This window comes from Salipaludibacillus daqingensis (assembly GCF_029891575.1).
GTDB classification, from domain to species: domain Bacteria; phylum Bacillota; class Bacilli; order Bacillales; family Salisediminibacteriaceae; genus Salipaludibacillus; species Salipaludibacillus daqingensis.
This window is the reverse complement of the sequence record NZ_JARZHF010000007.1, coordinates 176,971-198,413: the sequence shown is the minus strand read 5'-3', so window position 1 is coordinate 198,413 and position 21,443 is coordinate 176,971. Positions and strand designations below refer to the sequence as shown.

General features: G+C 38.8%; 12 protein-coding genes. 1 reads left to right on the top strand and 11 read right to left on the bottom strand.

The window, feature by feature from the left end:
- Positions 1-113: 113 nt before the first annotated feature.
- Positions 114-557 (bottom strand): ferritin-like domain-containing protein, encoded by a 444-nt coding sequence (locus QDN89_RS14775; RefSeq protein WP_280770926.1) that lies wholly within the window; start codon positions 555-557, stop codon positions 114-116.
- 134 nt (positions 558-691) lie between these two features.
- On the opposite strand from QDN89_RS14775, the gene QDN89_RS14770 reads away from it, so the two are divergent.
- The gene (locus QDN89_RS14770; protein WP_280770925.1) at positions 692-2,290 is read left to right on the top strand and encodes an ABC-F family ATP-binding cassette domain-containing protein; all 1,599 of its coding nucleotides are present in this window, start codon (positions 692-694) and stop codon (positions 2,288-2,290) included.
- Positions 2,291-2,374: 84 nt separating this feature from the next.
- On the opposite strand, the gene QDN89_RS14765 is transcribed toward QDN89_RS14770, so the two are convergent.
- From QDN89_RS14765 to addB, 10 genes are all read right to left on the bottom strand, one after another.
- The gene (locus QDN89_RS14765) at positions 2,375-3,220 is read right to left on the bottom strand and encodes a thiamine pyrophosphate-dependent enzyme (protein WP_280770924.1); all 846 of its coding nucleotides are present in this window, start codon (positions 3,218-3,220) and stop codon (positions 2,375-2,377) included.
- 2 nt (positions 3,221-3,222) lie between these two features.
- A complete protein-coding gene (locus tag QDN89_RS14760; RefSeq protein WP_280770923.1) occupies positions 3,223-4,971 on the bottom strand; it encodes a 2-oxoacid:acceptor oxidoreductase subunit alpha in 1,749 nt (582 codons plus the stop codon).
- A 344-nt stretch (positions 4,972-5,315) separates the two neighbouring features.
- A complete protein-coding gene (locus QDN89_RS14755; protein ID WP_280770922.1) occupies positions 5,316-5,675 on the bottom strand; it encodes a hypothetical protein in 360 nt (119 codons plus the stop codon).
- A 159-nt stretch (positions 5,676-5,834) separates the two neighbouring features.
- Positions 5,835-6,155, bottom strand: coding sequence for a DUF952 domain-containing protein (locus QDN89_RS14750; RefSeq protein WP_280770921.1), 321 nt, complete (start codon positions 6,153-6,155; stop codon positions 5,835-5,837).
- A 237-nt stretch (positions 6,156-6,392) separates the two neighbouring features.
- On the bottom strand, positions 6,393-7,676 hold the full coding sequence (aceA, locus tag QDN89_RS14745) for an isocitrate lyase (RefSeq protein ID WP_280770920.1): 1,284 nt from the start codon (positions 7,674-7,676) through the stop codon (positions 6,393-6,395).
- A gap of 1 nt (position 7,677) precedes the next feature.
- Positions 7,678-9,279, bottom strand: a complete 1,602-nt coding sequence (gene aceB, locus QDN89_RS14740; protein WP_280770919.1) for a malate synthase A — start codon at positions 9,277-9,279, stop codon at positions 7,678-7,680.
- A 272-nt stretch (positions 9,280-9,551) separates the two neighbouring features.
- Positions 9,552-12,938 carry an SbcC/MukB-like Walker B domain-containing protein gene (locus tag QDN89_RS14735; protein WP_280770918.1) on the bottom strand — a complete coding sequence of 1,129 codons (3,387 nt, stop codon included), beginning with the start codon at positions 12,936-12,938 and terminating at the stop codon, positions 9,552-9,554.
- The gene (locus QDN89_RS14730) at positions 12,938-14,104 is read right to left on the bottom strand and encodes a metallophosphoesterase family protein (RefSeq protein WP_280770917.1); all 1,167 of its coding nucleotides are present in this window, start codon (positions 14,102-14,104) and stop codon (positions 12,938-12,940) included. Before QDN89_RS14730 ends, QDN89_RS14735 begins: the two co-directional genes overlap by 1 nt.
- 11 nt (positions 14,105-14,115) lie before the next feature.
- On the bottom strand, positions 14,116-17,868 hold the full coding sequence (gene addA / locus QDN89_RS14725; RefSeq protein WP_280770916.1) for a helicase-exonuclease AddAB subunit AddA: 3,753 nt from the start codon (positions 17,866-17,868) through the stop codon (positions 14,116-14,118).
- On the bottom strand, positions 17,843-21,361 hold the full coding sequence (gene addB / locus QDN89_RS14720) for a helicase-exonuclease AddAB subunit AddB (RefSeq protein WP_280770915.1): 3,519 nt from the start codon (positions 21,359-21,361) through the stop codon (positions 17,843-17,845). Before addB ends, addA begins: the two co-directional genes overlap by 26 nt.
- Positions 21,362-21,443 lie beyond the last annotated feature (82 nt).

Sequence of the window (21,443 nt, the reverse complement as noted above, 5' to 3'; positions counted from 1 at the left end):
ATATCATTAATCATAGTAAAACCCTTGTGTTAAGCACGTCATGCAAATTCACAAGGGTTTCATTTTATTTACCGTTTCACTATGTAGTTTTAATAGGCTTCACAATAAATATTTCATGTTCTTTTAGAGTTTTTTTCTGTTAATAAATATAGAAACCAAACAGCATGATTTTGTTCCTCTGCTGCGGCTCTTTCAAATTGTCTTCTAAATAAAGGTGTTGGCGCTTTTGTGCTTAAATTCAAATACAACTTGACATTTTTTTGTTCGGCTTTAAATAAATCAGAAAAATCTTCTTCACTATTTTTAAACCAATCGTTAAATATTACAGGATCCGGTTTCCTTCCTGTTAAATGTTGATACATGTCACTCAATTGTTCGTAATGTTTGTTCTCATCTTCCATAATAGTTGCAATCACTTCTGTTTGATGGTTGTTAGAATCATGAATGAGTTGTTGATAACGATGTTTTGCTGAATACTTCTGATTAATTGTTTCTTTAAGCTCATTTAAAAATACTTGATAGTCATTTTCTAACTTTATCTTTGTAAAAGAATTCATCTCATCACTCCATTTTTTCCAGATATTATATCTTATGCGAAGATTTAATCTTTAGAACACTTTTCTGACCTCGTAATTATCATCAATAGATGTTATAATTCTTAACGTAATTTAACGTAGAGGATGAGATATATATGATTAACGTAACAGATGTCAGCTTAAGGTTCGGAGACCAGAAGCTGTTTGAAGATGTGAACATTAAATTTACTCCAGGAAATTGTTATGGACTTATTGGAGCAAACGGTGCAGGGAAATCTACTTTTTTAAAAATATTATCAGGAGAAATTGACTCTCAGTCAGGTAATGTGCATTTACCGCCAGGACACAGGATGGCTGTATTAAAACAAGATCACTTTGCTTATGAAAGTGAGCACGTTCTTGAAGTGGTCATGAGTGGTCATGAGCGGTTATTTAGTGTTATGAAAGAAAAAGACGAGATTTATATGAAGCCAGATTTTTCTGATGAGGATGGCATGAAGGCAGCTGAATTAGAAGGTGAATTTGCTGAAATGAACGGCTACGAAGCGGAATCAGATGCTGCTGTTCTTCTCAAAGGATTAGGAATAGATGAAACAGCTCATGACAAAAAAATGGCTGAACTTACAGGTGGAGAAAAAGTTAAAGTATTATTAGCTCAAGCGTTATTTGGTAATCCAGACGTCTTATTACTAGATGAACCTACAAACGGCTTAGATATTGAAGCAATTCAATGGCTTGAAGACTTTTTAATTAATTTTGATAATACTGTCATCGTCGTTTCTCATGACAGACATTTTCTAAACAATGTTTGTACGCATATTGCTGATGTTGACTTTGGTAAAATCCAAGTTTATGTTGGTAACTATGACTTCTGGTATGAGTCTAGTCAACTTGCACTTAAAATGGCTCAAGAACAAAACAAAAAGAAAGAAGAAAAAATCAAAGAACTAGAAGCTTTCGTTGCTCGTTTCAGTGCAAATGCATCTAAATCTAAACAGGCAACTTCTCGTAAAAAATCGTTAGATAAAATCCAACTAGATGATATCAAACCTTCATCTAGAAAATACCCTTATATTGCTTTCAAACCAGAACGCGAAGTTGGAAATGATCTTTTAACTGTAGATGGATTAACAAAAACGATTGACGGGGAGAAACTACTTGATAATGTTAGTTTCACATTGAAAAAAGACGACAAAGTCGCATTAGTTGGACCAAATGAAAACGCGAAAACTCTTTTAATGCAAATCTTAATGGGCGAAGTAGAACCTGATAGTGGTTCCTATAAATGGGGTGTCACAACATCTCAATCTTATTTCCCAAAAGACAATACTGCATACTTTCAAAGAAATGATTCAGACCTTGTTGACTGGCTTCGTCAATATTCACCTGAAGATCAAACAGAAACGTTCCTTCGTGGATTTTTAGGAAGAATGCTTTTCTCTGGTGAAGAAGCGAAAAAGAAACCAAGTGTCCTTTCTGGTGGAGAGAAAGTTCGTTGTATGCTTTCAAAGATGATGTTAAGTGGAGCAAATGTCCTTCTACTTGATGAGCCAACAAATCATCTTGACTTAGAATCAATTACCGCTTTGAATAATGGTTTAGTAAATTTCAAAGGATCATTGATTTTTACGACTCATGACCATCAATTTAATCAGTCCATTGCAAATCGTATTATTGAGATTCGAGACCAAGGGGTCTTCGACAAAGAAATCACATATAATGAGTATATTAATTTAAAGGTGAAAGCAAAATAACCTTTAATATGTTAAAAGAGTCAAACCGAGAGTGTTTTCTCAGTTTGACTCTTTTTTTGAGACAATTAATCCTTCATAACAACTTTATTCAAACTTTTTTTGTATCGAATTTAGAAGTTCTTTATCCATTTTTCCAGACTCAAGCGACTGCATGTCAAAATCAATTCCTAATTTTGTTTGGAAATCATCTCGATGCTCTTCATATAGAATACCCGTCACAAGACCATTATTTTCTCGTATGCTTTTCACGGCTTCATCACGAGATTCAAAAGGTTGTTCAATCGTTACAAGATTCTCTTTATAGTAATCGTACGTATTAATTTTATTAAATGTAACACACGGACTATAAATGTTAACATGAGAAAAACCACGATGTTCTATCGCTCTTTTGAGAATATTACTTAATTCCTTAATGTTTCCTGAGTAGCCTTGAGCAACAAAAGTCGCTCCGTTAATAATAGATGTAGAAATCGGATCTACTGGATATTCTTTATTATCCGTTGCCGCAGACTTTGTAACGAAACCATGTTGAGATCGAGGAGATGTCTGCCCTTTCGTCAATCCATAAATGTTATTATCCATAACAATATAAGACATGTCTATATTACGTCTCGAGGCATGGACAAAGTGACCTAATCCAATACCATACCCATCACCATCACCACCAGAGGCAATGACTTTAAGATCAGGATTCCCCATTTTTACACCTTGAGCAACTGGGACCGAACGTCCATGAATCGAATGAAAACCATTACTTCGTATATATTCAGATACCTTTCCAGAACAACCAATACCTGAAATAATCGCAAATTCATGTGGTTCGTATCCTAGCTCAATGATCGCTTTTTGAATACCTGCCATGATACTGAAATGACCGCACCCAGGACACCATGTAGATACGTCTCCTCGTAAATCTTTCATCGTAGCCATGATTACACCACCTTCTTCATTTGTTCTAGTACTGTTTTTATCATAAAAGGATTCCCATCAAATTGGACAATACTATCTGAATGTTCATGAATAGGTAAATACTGTCTCAATAACAACAAGAGTTGACCATTGTAATTATTTTCAACAGTAATGATTTTTTTGTTTTTGAACAATGAAGTTAATTCATTTAACGGCAAAGGATAAAGTTGCTGAATATGCAAATGAGCATATGTTTCATTACCTTCTTCATTAAGCTGGATCATTGATTCACCAATAGCTCCATAAGTTGATCCCATACCTACGAGTAAGACGTCTGCATCTTCTGGCTTAATATCTCCAGAACTTTGAAGCTTAAACGGTTCTTGAATCATCGCATTTTTCACTTTTTCTAATCGTTTACGCATCATCTTCACACGTAATTCAGGATCTTCTGATATATAACCATCTTCTCCATGTTCATTAGAACTTGTCAAATGTAATCCATTTTTCATTCCAGGTTTAGGTCTTGGCGAAATTCCATCATCTGTCAATCGATAACGTTTAAAAAACGCTTCATCGTACTCAGCAGCTTCTTCATTAGTAATAAGTTTCCCACGATCAATATTTACACGACTATGATCGAATGATGGGATAGTCATTTTATTCATCGATAAACCAAGGTCCAGACCAACAATGACAGGGCATTGATAAATTTCTGCTAAGTTGAAACTTTCAGCAGCTATATAAAACGCATCTTCAATTGTGGCAGGATATAATACTATTCGTGGTATTTCACCATGAGTGCCATAAATCATTTGTTGTAAATCACTTTGCTCATGTTTTGTTGGAAGTCCCGTAGATGGACCACCTCTTTGAGAATTCACAATCACGATTGGTACTTCCGTCATCCCTGCCATCCCTAATGCTTCTGTTTTTAAACTTAATCCCGGTCCTGAAGTACTAGTCATTGCCCGCACACCACTGTAATTGGCTCCGATAGCAAAACAAATTCCCGCAATTTCATCTTCTACTTGCATCACAGTACCACCAACAGCAGGAAGTTCTTTCGCAAGCCATTCCATTACTTCACTTGCTGGAGTAATTGGGTACGCACTCAAAAAGCGACACCCTGCCATTAAACTACCAAAAGCCGTCGCTTCATTTCCAGATATGAACAACTGATCTGTTTTATCAGATTTCTCTAAAGAAGAAATGCGATGTGATAAATGTTCATTAGTTAAATCATACCCTTTTTGTACTGCTTGAATGTTTGTTTGAATAACCCCATCACCTTTTTTTGCAAATATTTCTGAGATAAAGTGACTCAATAAGTCTTTTGGCAAATCGATAAGCGCAGAACTTATCCCAATTGCGATCATATTTTTAGCTAATGGATTACCTAATTCAGTTGCAATTTTTTTCATTGGAACAGTTAATATATCATATGACATCGAACCATCGTTTTTTGTCACACTTATTTCTTTGCCTTCACGTATCACAACGGCATCATCTGACAAATAACCCTCATTTACTTCCAACGATTCCTTGTCTAAACAAAGGAGAATATCAATTTTATCCCCAGCATAATAGTTTCTTTCTTTAGTGGCCTTTAATTTAAAATTAGAATGGCCGCCTTTAATTCTAGACATAAATTGCTTATAGGTTGAAACTGAATATCCATATTTCACTAATGTTTTAGCAAATAACTCACCAGTGGAATCAATGCCCTCCCCCTGCTGACCTCCTACCATCCATTCAATCGATTGTCTCATGAATAACCTCCTTATAGTAATGAAAACTTATTAATCTGAATTTTACCACATTTCATTCATTATGCGGTAAAGAAACATTTATTGTCACTTATTGGTTGGAATTATTTTTCGTACAAAACCATCATCATAGTTAATAAATTTGGTTCTATTATCGTTCCATTTAGATTTTTAAGGCTGTTTTCTATGAGATTGTTGCTATAACTGCTTAGACACACTCGCTTTCGCTACAAGCGGACGCTTTCTCGAGAAAAACTACTTACAGGATCTTCAGTTGATACAATATCCGCAGATGTTGGATAGATATTTAACATAAATAATATGCTTTAATAGAATTAATAATTGTATTATTCTGACTTTTTAATGTATAGATACAGAGAATTTTTACCTTTTATTTCTTTTCCAGTATTATTAAGGACATCATCAAGCTTATTAAATTCTGACATAAGATGTGCCTCATCAAACGGATGGTTGGGCATTTCAGCTAATCTATCAACCACCATTTTTCTGAACTTTAAATACCCGCTCACCTTATTATTTGAATGTTGTTGAGCTAAACCTGCAATACTAGCAAACAATTTTGCTAATTGTTTATCCTCTCCGTTTAGTAACATTTCTCTGCCAATATCATGACCTTTAATGTAATCTTTATCAACATTGATTGCATGAAGAAATTGTTCTAGCCGGTCATGTATCTTTTTATCCATATTTTTCTCCTTTCTTGATATTCTTATGAACGAGTGAAGTGAGATCTAAAGTATCGGTATTTATACCTATCATACATAAATATCCCGAATAACTCAAAAAAGCTACACAAAAACAGCAAAAACGCTACTCTTCTATATGAGTAGCGTTTTTATTTAATCTTAATTTGTTATAGGAAAAGTAGGGCGATGATAATCCTTTACTCCCATAATCGCATCGATATTAATATAGCCATATACGTGCGGTTTCATCATTCCACTTTCATGAACATCTTCATAAATTATGACACTTTCTAGCTTTTGTGGATCAATGGATACTAAAACTAGGGGGTCATTTTTTAACATTAACTCATCGACTAGATGTTCCGTTTGACCAGGGTTAGCACATGGAATATAGCCTCGATCATCAAAGTCAGATGGCCAATACTCATCTTCCTCTTTAGCTAATTCCCACTCTTCCTCAGTTAAAACATAATAAATCATCTAAATCCCCCCCTCAAAAAAATTGTATCATTGATGATTAATCTGTTTTTATTATAACGAATGGATTGTATTTATTGGTGTCAAACTAGTGACAATTTAAATTGTCACTATTAATAATATGTTTATATCACATTCCGTTCACTTTTCTCCATTATTATAAATAACTAATACATACAAAACAATCATTTTTACACAGAAAAACACCTCCGGATGTCCGGAGGTGTTTTTTATTCCCTATCATGAAGATGTTGTGAATTGTTCCTCTTCTGTAGATCCTTTAAGTGCAGTGGTAGAAGAGGTACCACCTGATACTACCGTTGATACAGCATCAAAATAACCCGTACCTACTTCACGTTGGTGTTTTGTTGCTGAATACCCATCTTGTTCAGCAATGAATTCTGATTCTTGAAGTTTAGAATAAGCTGTCATTCCGCTTTCTTTATATCCTTTAGCCAACTGGAACATACTATGATTTAAAGCATGGAAACCTGCGAGCGTTACAAACTGGAATTTATAACCCATCTTTCCTAATTCATCTTGGAAACGAGCAATTGTTACGTCATCAAGTTTCTTTTTCCAATTAAATGAAGGTGAGCAGTTATATGCAAGTAGTTTACCTGGATATTGTTCATGAATGGCATCTGCAAACTGTTTTGCTTCTTCTAAATTAGGTTCTGATGTTTCGCACCAGATCAAATCAGCATAAGGTGCATAAGCTAAACCTCGACTAATCGCTTGATCAATGCCTGCATTTGTTCTATAAAAACCTTCAGGCGTTCTTTCTCCATGAATAAATGGGTGATCATATTCATCCACATCGCTAGTAATCAAATTGGCTGCGTTTGCATCCGTTCTAGCAATGATCACTGTTGGAACACCTGACACATCTGCTGCTAATCTTGCAGAAATAAGGTTTTTCACTGCTTGTTGTGTTGGTAACAATACTTTCCCACCAAGGTGTCCACATTTTTTCTCAGAAGAAAGCTGATCTTCAAAATGAACGGCTGATGCACCAGCTTCAATCATGCTTTTCATTAATTCAAATACATTCAGCTGACCACCAAAGCCAGCCTCTGCATCGGCTACAATTGGTGCAAACCAATCTCTTTTTGCTCCACCTTCACTATGTTCGATTTGGTCCGCTCTAGTCAAAGCTTGGTTGATCCGTTGAACGACGTTCGGAACACTATTTACAGGATAGAGACTTTGATCAGGATACATTTGCCCTGAAATATTTGCATCAGCAGCAACTTGCCAGCCGCTGAGATAAATTGCTTTAAGTCCAGCCTTTACTTGTTGGACTGCTTGGTTTCCTGTTAGGGCACCTAATGCTGCAATGTAGTCTTCTTCATGTAACATTTTCCAAAGTTTTTCTGCACCTCTTCTTGCTAGTGTATGCTCTACCGTTAATGAACCAGATAGCTGATAGACATCTTCCGCAGTATATGGTCTTTCTACCCCATTAAAGCGCTCGCTTTTCCAAACTTTTTCTAAATGATTGATCATTTCTTCTTTTTTCATGTTAAACCCTCTCCTTTTGTTTAATCATATTTTCATAAGCTGGTATCGTCATAAATTCTTCGAAGTCTTTTTTCTCTACCATTTGTAATAATAACGTCTTTGATTCTTTAAACTTACCTTGCTCTATCATGGATCGACCAAATGATTTTTCTAGTTTATCCATCTCTTCTTCTATCAATTGTTTCACTAGATTTTCTGTGATTTTATCTCCACTTTTGAACTTTCCATCTGGATGATGAATCCACTGCCATATTTGCGCTCTGGAAATTTCAGCAGTAGCAACATCTTCCATGAGATTAAAAATTGGAACTGCTCCTTGTCCTCTTAACCAAGCTTCCATGTACTGTATTGATACAGTAATATTTAATCTTAGTCCTTTTTCTGTAATATTCCCTTTAGGAACAGCTAACAATTCTTTTTCCGTAATCGCATAATCGTCCCTTTGACGATCGACTTGATTTTGCTTTGGCATATGTTCATTGAATACATCTAAAGCAATGGGAACTAACCCTGGATGTGCAACCCATGTTCCGTCATGACCATCCTTTACTTCCCGTTCTTTATCTTCATGGACCTTATTCATCGCTTCTTCATTTTTCACAGGGTCATCTTTCACTGGTATTTGGGCTGCCATTCCTCCGATCGCCTGTGCTCCTCTTTTATGACACGTTTGGATGACATATAGAGTATACGCTCTCATAAAATTCGTCGTCATTGTCACTTCTGATCGATCAGGCAATATGAAAGCTGGATGATTACGTAAGCGTTTAATATAACTGAAAATGTAATCCCATCTACCACAATTGAGGCCAGCACTATGATCACGAAGTTCATATAATATTTCATCTGCTTCAAATGAACCAGTAAGCGTCTCGATAAGCACTGTTGCTTTAATGGTACCTTTATTTAACCCCAGTTTTTCTTCAGCAAAACTGAAAACTTCATCCCATAATCTCGCTTCTTTATAGCTTTCTATTTTAGGAAGATAGAAATAGGGTCCAGAATTTCTAGTTAATAATTCTTTCGCATTATGATAAATGTATAAACCGAAATCAAATAATGATGCTGAAATTGGTTCCATTCCAAAAAATGCGTGCTTTTCTTCTAAATGCCATCCTCTAGGTCTTACAAATAATGTAGCTACCTCTTCTTTTAATTGATAAGATTTGCCGTTATCAGCTTCAAAATCAATTTTTCTGCGAATCGCGTCATACATATTTTTTTGACCGTTCATTGTATTTTGCCATGAAGGAGAATTAGCATCCTCAAAGTCAGCCATAAACACTTTCGCTCCAGAGTTGAGAGCATTAATGACCATTTTTCGATGACTTGTAGGACCGGTAATTTCTACTCTACGATCTTGAATATCATCCGGAATCGGCTTAATCTTCCATTCTTTCTCTCTAATGTGTTTTGTTTCAGGTAAATAATGCGGCAGTAGTCCACCATCAATTTCATCTTGACGTTCTTTACGTAATGTTAGGAGTCTCTTCCTTTCTTCTCCAAAACGATGATGGAGATGTTGCAAAAATTCTTTCGCTCCTTCCGTCAATAAGAAGTCACAACCTTCAGGTGGATTCTTAGTAAATGTTAGTTCCTGCAAGATGCTTCATCTCCTCTTCTCGATACTGTTATAATACAGAAAGTATTATGTAATGTATTGTATAACAGAGAGAAAATATTGCAACCCTTTTTTCAAAAAAAACATAGCTAATTTTACACAAAAAAACTCAAAGCCTATTCTCATAAGCTTTGAGTGTAAAAAATTCACAATCTTTTTTTAGTAGCTTGCCAGTTTTTTTCCCACCTGTTAACTGCCCTTCGCTTTGCTGAAAGAAACTATACACAAGTTTAGGTCTACGCATTTATTTCATTTTACATATTCTCGATCGCCACGCGACTACCTTTGCCTCCGGATTCAGCTGGCGTGACAATTAGTTTTCTTGGAAGTCGCTCCCTTAATTCTGGCACATGGCTAATAACCCCTACTGAAAGTTGATCTGTGTGCAATTGCTCAAGCGCCGTCACTACTGTTTCTAGTAATTGAGGATCTAGCGTACCAAAGCCCTCGTCTAAGAAGAAGAATTCTAGGGCGTGATCTCCTTTTAATTGGATCGATGCCGATAGTGACAGAGCTAATGCGAGAGAGGTCAAGAACGTTTCTCCACCGGATAGCGTTGTGACAGGGCGCTTTACTCCGCCATTGGCATCGTCTCGCATAATAAAACCACCGCCAGAATCAACTTCTATCGCATAGCGACCTCTCGTTAATACGCGCAGCCGATCTGACGCCAATTGACTCACTTGAACAAGCTGTTCTTCAGCAATAAATTCAACAAATTCTTTGCCACGGAAAACTTTATCAAGTTTCGCTAACTTCCCATGTAACTCTTCATATTCTTTTCGTTGTTTTTCAAGGTTTTCAAAACGATCGGCTTTCTTTGTCAATTCATCATAGAAATGCTTTGCCGCTCCAACTGCTGTTTGAAGCTGTTCTAATCTCCCCTTCGTTTCTTTATAAACTGTTTCCATTTGTTTAAATGATTCTTCTGTCATCACATCATTTTGTAATTGTTCTTGAAGTTCGCTTTGCTTAAGGGTGGAGTCGCGGCATTTGTTGTCATAGTCCACCACTGTTTTTTCCCACTCTTTGATTGTTGCCGTTGGTTTCGTCCACTTATCGACGTCATTCATTTCACTAAACGAAGATTCTTTTCGTTGCTCATCCCATCGATTCAGTGAACGTTCATAGCGAATGTTTGATTCTTTTAATGAATGAGTCTTTTCTGCAAGGGCCGTTTCGGCTTGGGACAATTTCTCTTTCATGCGATCAAGCAGATTTTTACTGTCTGCTGTTTCTGAAATCATCTTATCTAATTCAAGCTTTTTCTGATGTAATTGCTCGTCCACATCTTGACCCTTCACAACTTCTTGGATATGACGATCCATTTCCTCAATTGTTTTTAGACGCTCATCATACTCCGATTTATATTTTGAGATATCGACTAATCCTTGCTGGATTTGCTCATTTATCGTTTCCAATTTTTGATGAATCTCTTCGATAATTGGCACACTCTTATCAATTCTCATTCTAAGAGCATCCGCGTCATCTTCTCTTTTTTGTAAATCTTTCGCTACATGATCAATTTCACTGTAGTTAATTGTTTGGAAACTTTCTTGCCACCTGACTAATGCCTCATCATACGTTTGCTGTTTTTGTTTGTTTTCTTGAAGAATCTCATCGTAACGAGCAATAACTTGAGTGAGTAGGAGCTCCATTTTAGATAACTCTTCATTCGCAGTCGTGAGTTGCTGACGTTCTTGCTCCCATGTACTGAGAAGAGTGGTAATCGCTTCCTGCTCCTTTTCCCATTGATGCATCTCCTGCTGCCATTGAGCCAAAAAGTGTACGTCATTGATTGAAAGGAAATCAAGTTGTTCTGTAACAGGATCATCTTTTTCATTGAATTCCGGTTCAACTGGTGACTGCTGTGCCGTTTGGTTTAACTTCCAGATCATTTCATCCATTGATCGCTCAAGATGTTGGGCATTTTGTTCTAATTCTTCTATTTGATTGCGATTTAATGATCCATGACCGTCATCAATAGCACTAGCTACTTCCCCTTGATCGAGGTAATGGTCTTTAGAGCCGCAGACAGGACACGGTGAGCCATCTTTTAACGTGTGTCTTAATTGAACAGTCGCCATCTCCAAGCGATGGTCTTCTAACGATGTTTTATGTTGAGAAATCTCATGACCGACTTTCGTTATCTGCTTTTTTTTATCCATGATCCCATTGTACCAACGATTAATCTGAATAAATCGTTGGTTTAACTTTTCTTGCTTTCGTTCATGATTCCATTTGACTTCCTCATGTTTTTTTTCCACTGTTTGCTTTTCTTTTGCGATCTCCGTTTTTTGTCGTTCTTTCTCGCGGATTTGATCTTCTAGATGACGCAACGTAAACTTTTGTTCATTGGCTTGTTGAACCGTTCTTTTTTCATCTGCACTAGGGAGAATGCCTGATAACTGTTCTTTTAATTGACGTTGACCCTCTTCGTATTTCGTTCGATTCTTTTTTGTTACCTCTTGTTCATTTTTCAGTTTCTCGATATGCTGTTTCAATGAATCAATCTTCTTATGCACAAGGTCGGCGTCTGATTGACGTTTTTTCATGTCTTCGGTCTTCGTCTTGATGTGGCGAAGATTTTCAAGTTCCATCTTCAGCGGCACTTCATGATTCTGCTGATAATTATAGGCTTTTTCAAAATGTCCGTTCGTCAATTCAACTTCTTTAGTCAAGTCATTTACCGTTTGTTTTGCTTCTTTTTCTTTCTGTTGCCATTGGGATATCTGGTCTTTACTTTCCTTTACTTCTTTCACATACGGAAAAAGAATATTCGCTTCTTTTGCTAATTTGATTTCTTCTTTTTTAGAAGACATCTGTTCTTCTTGACGGTCTAATTCTTTGATCTCCTCATTGACAGATTGAAGTTTCAATGACCAATCTCTCAATTGTTTTGCTTTATCGTAATCTTCCTGGCTTTTCTCCATAAGCTGATGTTGTTTCGTAATATCTTTTTCTAACTCTTTCACTTGAACCTTCGCTTGTTCCAACGCTTCCTTGGACGCTTCGCCAAGTCCAGCTTGTTCTTTTTCTATCAGTTCTTTCTCATGTTTCGTTGCCATCAGCCGTTGCCTTAGTTTGTGATTGAGTTCGTCTCCGTATTTTTCCAAGTGAAACAGACGTTGCAACATTTGTCTTCGTTCGGTTCCTTTCAAAGATAAAAACTCAGAGAATTTTCCTTGTGGAAGAACAACCGCACGTGTAAAGTCGTCAATCGATAACCCGAGTAAAGACTCGACTTCCCTTGTCACATCTCCCGCTTTATCAGCGATTACTGCTGAATCCTCAATTACATGGATAAAACGAGCGGTTGCCTGACGAAGTCCGCCATCTTTCACTCTTTTAAACGATCGTTCAACTTTATATTTGTTTTCTCTTGTCCCTTTTCCTAGAGAAAACGTGAACGAGACCGCTAACTGATCTTCAGCATGATTCAAAATCCCTTGGGTATTACTTGGAGCTCGTTCGACTTTTCCATACAACGACAATGTCATCGCATCTAATATCGATGATTTCCCGCTGCCTGTTGGTCCAAAGATACCGAACACACCCCCTTCGCAGAGAGCAGTGAAATCTACGACTTGTTTTTCACGAAAACTATGAAGTCCTTGAATCGTTAATTCGATTGGTCTCATTAAACTCCCGCCTCCTCATCATTAACCATCTCTAGAAACAGACGAGTTAGTTCGTCATCAGGGCTCGCGCCGCCTGTTTGACGTTCATAGAACTGCTTGAATAGTTTATCGATCGCCACATGTTTTCTTTCTGGTCCATCCACACGTTTGGTATCAGGAAAAATAGGTCGAATCGTTAGTAAACGCGGATAATTTTTCTTCAGTCGATGAATGTCTTCCATCGATGGCGTATCATTCATATGTACATCAAGCTCAATCCACGCTTGCGCATCTTTTTGGATATCCATCCATGAATGTACTTGAGCCAATCCTTCTGTCGCCTTCCACTTAACGAGCGGCCGTCCTGATCGCAAAAATACTTCTTTTACGTCTGCCGCCTCACCAGGTTCTACATCAACGATTGTGACTGATTTTGCGTAGCCTGCTTCCGAGAAACTAAACGCTAACGGCGACCCAGCATATCGCGCCGGAGCTTTGGATAGCTTGATGTCTTGTGGACGGTGAAGATGGCCGAGCGCCGTATATTGCACGTGTTCCGGGAGCTGTGTAGCCCGAACCGTATACGCTCCACCGACTTCAATTGGTCGTTCTGACTCTGTACTCGCCCCACCAGCAACGAACAAGTGACTCATCGCAACGCGAATATCATTCTTTGAAAACGAAGACGTCAGTTTTTCAAAAATTCCGCTAATTTTCAAATCATACGCTTCTCTAATCGCCAATTCATCATTGATATCTGTGAAACTCTCTTTCAAACGAGATTCTGACGGATAAGGTAACCCTGCTACACAAAGTTGGACCTCACTTCCGTCAATCGGAATCTTAAGTGGATCAAGAGTTGGATAGCCTTGAATATAAATCCGATGTTTTCTGAGCAACGTTCTTGCCGCCGCAAGTCGATCTGGATGATCATGATTTCCGGCGATGATCACAACAGGACGCTTTCCTTTATTTGATAAACGAGCCATACTTTCGTAAAACAGTTCCTCCCCTCTAGCAGAGGGATTCACGGAGTCGAACACATCTCCTGCCATCAAAACAGCATCGACTTTTTCCTCATCGGCAATCTCAACTAACTCATCAAAAAACGCTTCGTGTTCTTCATGGCGATCTCGCCCTTCAATCGTTCGTCCAATATGCCAATCAGATGTGTGTAATAATCTCATCATTTTCCCCCTTACATCTTAATTAGGTAATCTCCATCAAACATATATAGATAACATTCATCGACAGATTTTGACCAACTGTCACTCAAGGCCTCTCGATACAATTCAATCTGATAACGGTACTGTTCTCTGAAATGCTGTTTTATTTCTTCAGTCGTTTTGTCTGGGAATCTAGCAGCGATCGCATCCGTTTTATAGTCGACTAACACAAGATTTCCTGTTTCATTCCGAAAAACAGCATCAATTACCCCTTGCACAAACACCGATTCATCCTCTGATTGCTGCCATGTAGTGTACGCTTTCGATGCGGCTACATGATAACTAAATGGGATTTCTCGTTCGATTTCCGTTGCCAACTTCATTTGCTTTCCGATGTCTGATTGCAGAAACTGAACGATATGAGCGACATTGATTTGTTCTGCTTCTTCGGTCGTGATGATTTCCTTTTCCACGAGCTTGTCTCGTTCCTTTTTAACAGACTCAGTGTCAGCGTCGACCGACAATGAAATATGCTGCATCATTCCGTGCATGAGTGTCCCCACTTCAGCAGGAATAAACGATTTTTTTTGCAGAAATTTAGGGCGATCGGCGTATTTTGACTGAAACCCTGTTGCCATCATCTGTTCGCTATACTCATCTTGCATCTCCCGCTTCAAATCACTGACAGATTGCTTGGCTCTGTGAACAGTAGCATCTTTGTACTTATAAGACCACTCCAGTTGCGATACCACTTCGTCTTTAACAGCGGATTCGATGGGAATTGGTTCTAGTGCCTGTAAATGACCGTCAATTTCGTCGTCTGTTGCCTCGAGAACCGTCTCTTCCTCTTGAAGCGACCCTTTATCTACAATATCAACAATCCATGCTGACGGGTCATTACTGACTGTTTCATCGACAAGGGAAAAATCCACATCAAATTCGGTTAGTAATGGAAACACGGATCGGTGCCGGAAAATGGCCGGTGCAATCCAATCGAGAAAGCTCCCTGCCTTTTCTCTGTTCACGTTTGGCAATAGCCAGCCCGTTTGGTTGATCGGTTCACTCCACTTTTCCAACGATTTCTCGGTATCTTTCACCGTTCCTGTTAAAAACAACTTTTCCTTCGCTCGCGTTAAGCCAACGTAAAGAACGCGCATTTCCTCTGCTAACGATTCGTGCTTAATTCGTTCCTTGATCACCTGTTGTGGGATCGTTGGATAAGATAATCTCATGTGAGGATCGATTCGTTTCGAGCCTAAACCTAGTTCTTTATGAAGGAAGTAGTCTCCGCGAATGTCTTGCCTGTTGAACATTTTATTCATCCCTGCCATGAAGACAACAGGAAACTCTAGTCCCTTACTTTTATGAATCGTCATCAAACGAACGACATCTTCTTGCTCGCCTAAAGCTCTCGCGGTTCCAAGATCATCCCCACGTTCTTGCATTCGCTCCACAAAGCGTAGAAAGCGAAACAATCCTCTAAACGAGGTCGACTCATAGGAGCGGGATCGGTCATAAAGGGCGCGTAAATTGGCCTGACGCTGCTTCCCGCCTGGCATCCCACCAACATAATCAAAGAATCCAGTATCTTGATAAAGTTGCCATATGAGTTCAGACAATGACCCAGATCTAGCGCGTTTTCTCCATATAGATAATTGTTCGATAAACGACCGACAGCGATGTTTCAAAGACTCATCGTCGTTTTCATCACTTGCGGCAACTGTTAATGCTTCATAAAATGACGTACCTTTTGCCAACAAGCGAATTTCAGCCAGTTCAACTTCTGTTAGATTCATAATCGGAGAACGTAAAACAGATGCGAGCGGTATATCCTGATATGGATTATCAATAATCTTCAACACCGACATCATCACTCGAACTTCGATGGCTTCAAAATACCCGGTTGATAATTCAGCGTATACAGGGATTCCTGCTTTTTTACATTCCTCAAGAATCGTTTCCGCCCAGGGCATGGATCTCATCAAAATCACGATATCACGATACGTAATCGGACGAGTTCGCTTCAGGCCTTTGTCAAAAATTGGATATTTCGACTGAATCAATTGTTTCATTTCCGCAATCATTGCTCTTGCTTCAAGTTGGGATGTTTCCAGTTCCTCTTCAAAGGATTCATCCGTCAAATCGTCATCATCATTCCTTTGTCCTTTGTTTTTAACCGGCTCCCCTTTGTTAATCAAGATCAAATTTGCTTCTAACCCTTCCTGCTCTGGATAACCCTCGTTTCCAAGCTTGAGTTCAGCAGCGTCGTTATACGCAATTTCTCCTACTTCTTCATCCATCGTTTGTCTGAAAATAAAGTTCGTCCCGTCCAAAATTTCAGCGCGGCTACGAAAGTTTTTCGATAAGTCGATTCTCATGCCGCTTCCTGAACCATCTAACTCAAATTTCTTGTACTTCTCCATGAAAAGTGTCGGTTCTGCGAGACGGAATCGGTAGATGGACTGCTTTACATCTCCGACCATAAATAAGTTATGACCGTTAGATAACAAATTGATAATCGTCTCCTGAACAAGGTTTGTATCTTGGTACTCATCTACGAGAAGTTCAGAAAAGTAATTGGCGAATTCATCCGCCGCTTTTGATGGAACCAACGAACCCTCAGTTGACTTCTCCTGATCAGATAATACTTCCAAGCAAAGGTGCTCTAAATCACTGAAATCGAGGACACCCTTTTCTCTTTTTTCGTGCATATACCGCTCTGAAAAAAGATTGACGAGAGTCGTCAACTTTGAAATCGTCGGCCCCATGAATTGTAGATCTTCTAATACAGAATCCGGTTCCAGTTGGAACAAAGACGACTTGCAGCTATTCACCACGTCTTTCGCTTGATCTCTCAACGCTTTCGCTTTTTCTTTCAACCGACCATCCACTTGATCTTTCTTCGTAATCGATGGAATACGACCGAAATCAATGTTCTTAAAGTGATCAAACATGTCTTGCCACGTCGTTGATGATGCTATGTTTTTCACCTGAAGCCGTTCTGCTTCCAATGTTTCAACATATTTCAACGGACCTTCTGGTTCTTCGGTGAATATAAGAGCTTTTTCAATCATTTCCATTGCTTGGGACAACTGCTTACGAACATGGTTCATCGCTTCTTCTGTCCATGGCAACTCATCAATTGATTCCACGTGCTCAAGCTCGTATCCTGCTGCGATGTCATCCAACCATTTCGTTGGCTGTGGATTGGACCGAGAGAAGTTATATAAATGAAGAACAAGGCTACGAAGTTTATCATCACTTCGATCCCCGCTATATTGGTCAACGAGATCAAAGAACGTTTGATTTTCTTCTGTTCCATACTCCTCTTCAAAAAGATCGTCGATGACTTCTTCTCTAATTAGTTGTCCTTCTGTGTCATCTAAAATACGAAAATTTGGATCAATGTCAATGTCGTAATAATATTTTCGAATCACGTTCATGCAAAAGGAATGAAGTGTTGAGATGTTCGCTCGGTGTAACAAAGACAGTTGACGACGCAAATGCAATGAACGTGGATCATCGTTTAATTTCTTTTCGATTGCTTCGCCAATGCGATGACGCATTTCGGCCGCAGCCGCGTTCGTAAACGTCACAACAAGTAACCGATCAATATCAATCGGATTGTCCGTATCAGAGACTTTTCGAATCATTCGCTCGACTAAAACAGCTGTTTTACCACTTCCTGCCGCGGCGGCAACGAGGATGTTGTTTCCATCGGCTGAAATCGCCTTCCATTGATCGTCCGTCCATGTCACGTTACTCGGTTTCGGTGTGAGATTCATCGGTTTCTCCTTTCTCATCGCGGATAAGCTCCAAGATGTCATCATTCGATTTCCCTGATAAATGTCGATAGTCATTTGACTCGATGCTAGGGTCAAATTGACAAAACGATTTATAGGAACAAAATGTACACGGTGTCTGCTGTTTCTTTTTATATGGGGTTAAATCGATATTCCCTTGCATGATCGATTCCCCGACTTTTTTCACGTGGTTTCGTAAATACGAGCGAAGCCATTCATAGTCAGTATGAGAAATGACTTTTGAATCGTTATAAGCTTGACCATCTTTTTTCAAACCGACAGGAACGATGTCAGATCGACCTATATCAAGCCCAAGGTCCATCTGTTTAATGGCGTTTAATGATGACGATAGAAGACCTTTCATTTTGAATTCCTTTAAGATCTTTGCCTCAATTTCTTCTAGAGACAATTTCTGATCCGATTGAATCATTGGATTGTGCACATGAAAATACAGGACGCCAGCTGGTGTTACTTCAGTCCCTAACCATTCTGAAGCATAGCTCACAACCACATCTAAATAAATCAGCATTTGCAGCGCTAGTCCTTCATAGACGTCATCAAGTTTAATATCTTTACTACTAGACTTATAATCTAGAATTCTGACAAATACGCCCTCTTCGTCTTCGGCTTTGTCGACACGATCAATCCGACCGATCAGTTCAATTTTATGACCATTATCTAACTCAAACGTTAACGGAGGAAGCTGTTGTTCAGGTCCAAACCCGACTTCAAGACCAGCAGGGGAAAAACCCGTTCTTTTAGCTTGTTCTGCCAAAACCGTCGACGCTCTTGCGACAACTTCTTCTAATTTTTGTTGAATATACGTAAATCGGCTAGAACTTAATAAGATTTCTCGTTGAATTTTTGGTGCCAAATTCCCTACAATCGTTTTCGACATCGACGTCGCCATGTCTTTCGTTAAATGAGAAAAGTCTTTTCCATCATGACGCAACGCTTCAGCCATTTCTTTTAATGCCGCATGAAACAGCGTTCCAATATCAGGAGCTTCAAGTTTAAACGTTTCTCTTTCTTTTAACTTCAACCCGTAATTCGCAAATTGTGAAAACGGACAAGCATTGTATTGTTCCATTCTTGACACGCTCGTTTTCAACGTTGTTCCATATAGTTCTTCAGTCAAGTATGTCGGTAAATGAGAAGGTTCGTTTTTATAATGCAAACTTTTCAAGACGTGCGACACTTTGCGGTTCCACGTCGGTTGATTGATAAACCAGTTATACACATCCCACCACATCGAAGAAACGTGATACCCCCGTTGCCAGCCTTGCAGCTGTTGCGTTAATTGAGACAATGTTTTCTGCGGGTGGGTGATAAACGTTTGTTCTTCTTGTTCACTAACTTCCAATGGTGAATCAAAAGCAACTTCGACCTCCATCTTCGGAAACAACTCTTGAATATAATTTAACATCATTGATGGCTGGAGACTTCGACCTTCCTCATCAGCCAACGGATAAGTGAAATATAACTTTTCTTGTGGAATTGCTTGGGCCATATAAATCAGAAAAGATTCATTTAACAGCTGTCTCTCGGCTCCTGGTGCAAGTTGTACACCTTGTTTTTCTAATTGCGTCCGTTCCTCTTCAGAAACGAGACTGCTTTCATCTGGTTTTGCCGGAATCACGCCGTCGTTCACACCCATAATAAAGGCGCAACGAACATGCGATAAGCGAGACATTTCCATGTCGGCAATCACCACTTGATCAAAAGCAGGTGGAATGATTGAAAAAGTCAATCCTTCCAAACCTGTATCAATCATCTTCATAAACAGATCAAAACTGACTTCCTCTTCTCCACTGATCTCGACCATCTGATCCATCAAATGAATGATTTGATTCCACAATTGATCATGCTCATTCGCTTCTCGTAAATCTTCTAATTCAACCGCTTCATTTCGCAAGAGTTCTAGTTTCTCTGCAGCTTGAACGTCTTCTAATAGTTGAAATAGACTGTGACAATATTCCTGAACTGTTTTTGCTCGTTTCACCCTAGTCTGAAATTGAATCAGTGGGTTCATCAGTTGCTGACGTAAATCATTGATTTCGATTTCAAACGTTCGTTCTCTCGTTGTTTGTTCCCCGTCATGTTCGGCCGTTGTTGCCATTCGTTTATACGTCCAAGGTTGATCGGAGTACCATCGTTTCCCTTTAATGCCATAGGAGAGGACATAATTTTCTAGTTGATCGACTTTTTCACGGATATTCTTAATATTTAATGGAAAGAGGATCTCCGTTTTTAACGTGCGAAACACCGCTTCATAACCCCAATGCCGCTGAATAACTTCCATTGACGAACGAATAAATTCGACAAGAGGATGGTTCAACGCAGATCTCTTTTGGTCTGTAAAAAAAGGGATTTTTTCGTCGTGAAATACTGTTTCGAAGTAATCCGAGTACTGACCAACATTCCTTAATAGTATGGCAATCTCTCCATAACGGTAGCCTTCATCTCTCACTAACGAGATCACTTCACGAGCGACTTTTTCTACTTCTCCTCTTCGATGAACGGCACTGATCATTCGAATTCCTTCATGATCGTTTGTCGGGATTGCTGGTCGTCGATTTTGGTTCGCTTCTAAATAAGCTAGTCCTTGAGAACGAAACCGTTTCTGTTCTTGGAAAACGTTTGTCGTTACGTCTGATAGCTTGCACTCTTCACATAAAACGTTTAACTGTTGATACGTATTGCCCGTCTCATAAAACAAATCAAGTGGATGAAGAATGTCATCTGTTGCTAAAGGTTGATCCAACGTTAAAGCAATGTGCACGTCTTTTACCGTTGTAAACAACGTCCGAAGAACATTCATCTCAATGGGGGTAAAACTATGAAAGCCATCGATATAAACGATCGCGTCTTTCAGTTTCGATGATTCGCTCATTTTCTCGGCCAAAAGCTGTAGATAATCTTCTGACGCTATGTATTTGTCGGCCAACTCCTGTTCTACTCGAGAAAGGATCCGATGAATATCGTGAAGTTTATCTTGTAACGTCCGTTCTGTAACAGAATCGTCAGCAGAGTTCTGTAATCTTGTTAGTTCAGTCTGTAACACGTCTGAATCAATATCATAACGCTTGAATTCTGTTAACATTTGTTCTAGTTGTTCTACAAAACCTTGACTCGTTGTCGCTTTTTGAAATAATTGAAAGTGTCGCTTTTCTCTTTCAATTATTTTTCTTAAAAGCATCTGAATCCCTGATTTTTCTATATGATAGCGGGTTAATCCACCGACTTCTTGTAAAACTCTTAACGCTAATCGAGAAAAGCTTAATACTTGTGTACGCGTCATCCCTTTTCCGAGTGATGTGACAAGATTTTTCTCCGCTTGAAACGTCATTTGTTCTGGAACAAGATAGATTACAGGCGTTCCCGTTGGATTTTCTTTCATTCTATGAATCATTTCCGTTTGCATTTTTGTTGTTTTGCCAGAGCCTGAGCGCCCTAAATAAAAGCTGATAGTCATATGGTTCACCTCATTGGATGGAATTAGCTACACAATCATACGTTCGTACACTATTGTATCAAAAATTATCTTTTTAAAATAG

Excerpts from the sequence above, each read along its gene's own strand:
- QDN89_RS14775 (WP_280770926.1), bottom strand. The coding sequence starts at position 557 with ATGAATTCTTTTACAAAGATAAAGTTAGAAAATGACTATCAAGTATTT.
- QDN89_RS14770 (WP_280770925.1), top strand. The coding sequence starts at position 692 with ATGATTAACGTAACAGATGTCAGCTTAAGGTTCGGAGACCAGAAGCTG.
- QDN89_RS14765 (WP_280770924.1), bottom strand. The coding sequence starts at position 3,220 with ATGGCTACGATGAAAGATTTACGAGGAGACGTATCTACATGGTGTCCT.
- QDN89_RS14760 (WP_280770923.1), bottom strand. The coding sequence starts at position 4,971 with ATGAGACAATCGATTGAATGGATGGTAGGAGGTCAGCAGGGGGAGGGC.
- QDN89_RS14755 (WP_280770922.1), bottom strand. The coding sequence starts at position 5,675 with ATGGATAAAAAGATACATGACCGGCTAGAACAATTTCTTCATGCAATC.
- QDN89_RS14750 (WP_280770921.1), bottom strand. The coding sequence starts at position 6,155 with ATGATTTATTATGTTTTAACTGAGGAAGAGTGGGAATTAGCTAAAGAG.
- aceA (WP_280770920.1), bottom strand. The coding sequence starts at position 7,676 with ATGAAAAAAGAAGAAATGATCAATCATTTAGAAAAAGTTTGGAAAAGC.
- QDN89_RS14735 (WP_280770918.1), bottom strand. The coding sequence starts at position 12,938 with ATGAGACCAATCGAATTAACGATTCAAGGACTTCATAGTTTTCGTGAA.
- QDN89_RS14730 (WP_280770917.1), bottom strand. The coding sequence starts at position 14,104 with ATGAGATTATTACACACATCTGATTGGCATATTGGACGAACGATTGAA.
- addA (WP_280770916.1), bottom strand. The coding sequence starts at position 17,868 with ATGAATCTCACACCGAAACCGAGTAACGTGACATGGACGGACGATCAA.
- addB (WP_280770915.1), bottom strand. The coding sequence starts at position 21,361 with ATGACTATCAGCTTTTATTTAGGGCGCTCAGGCTCTGGCAAAACAACA.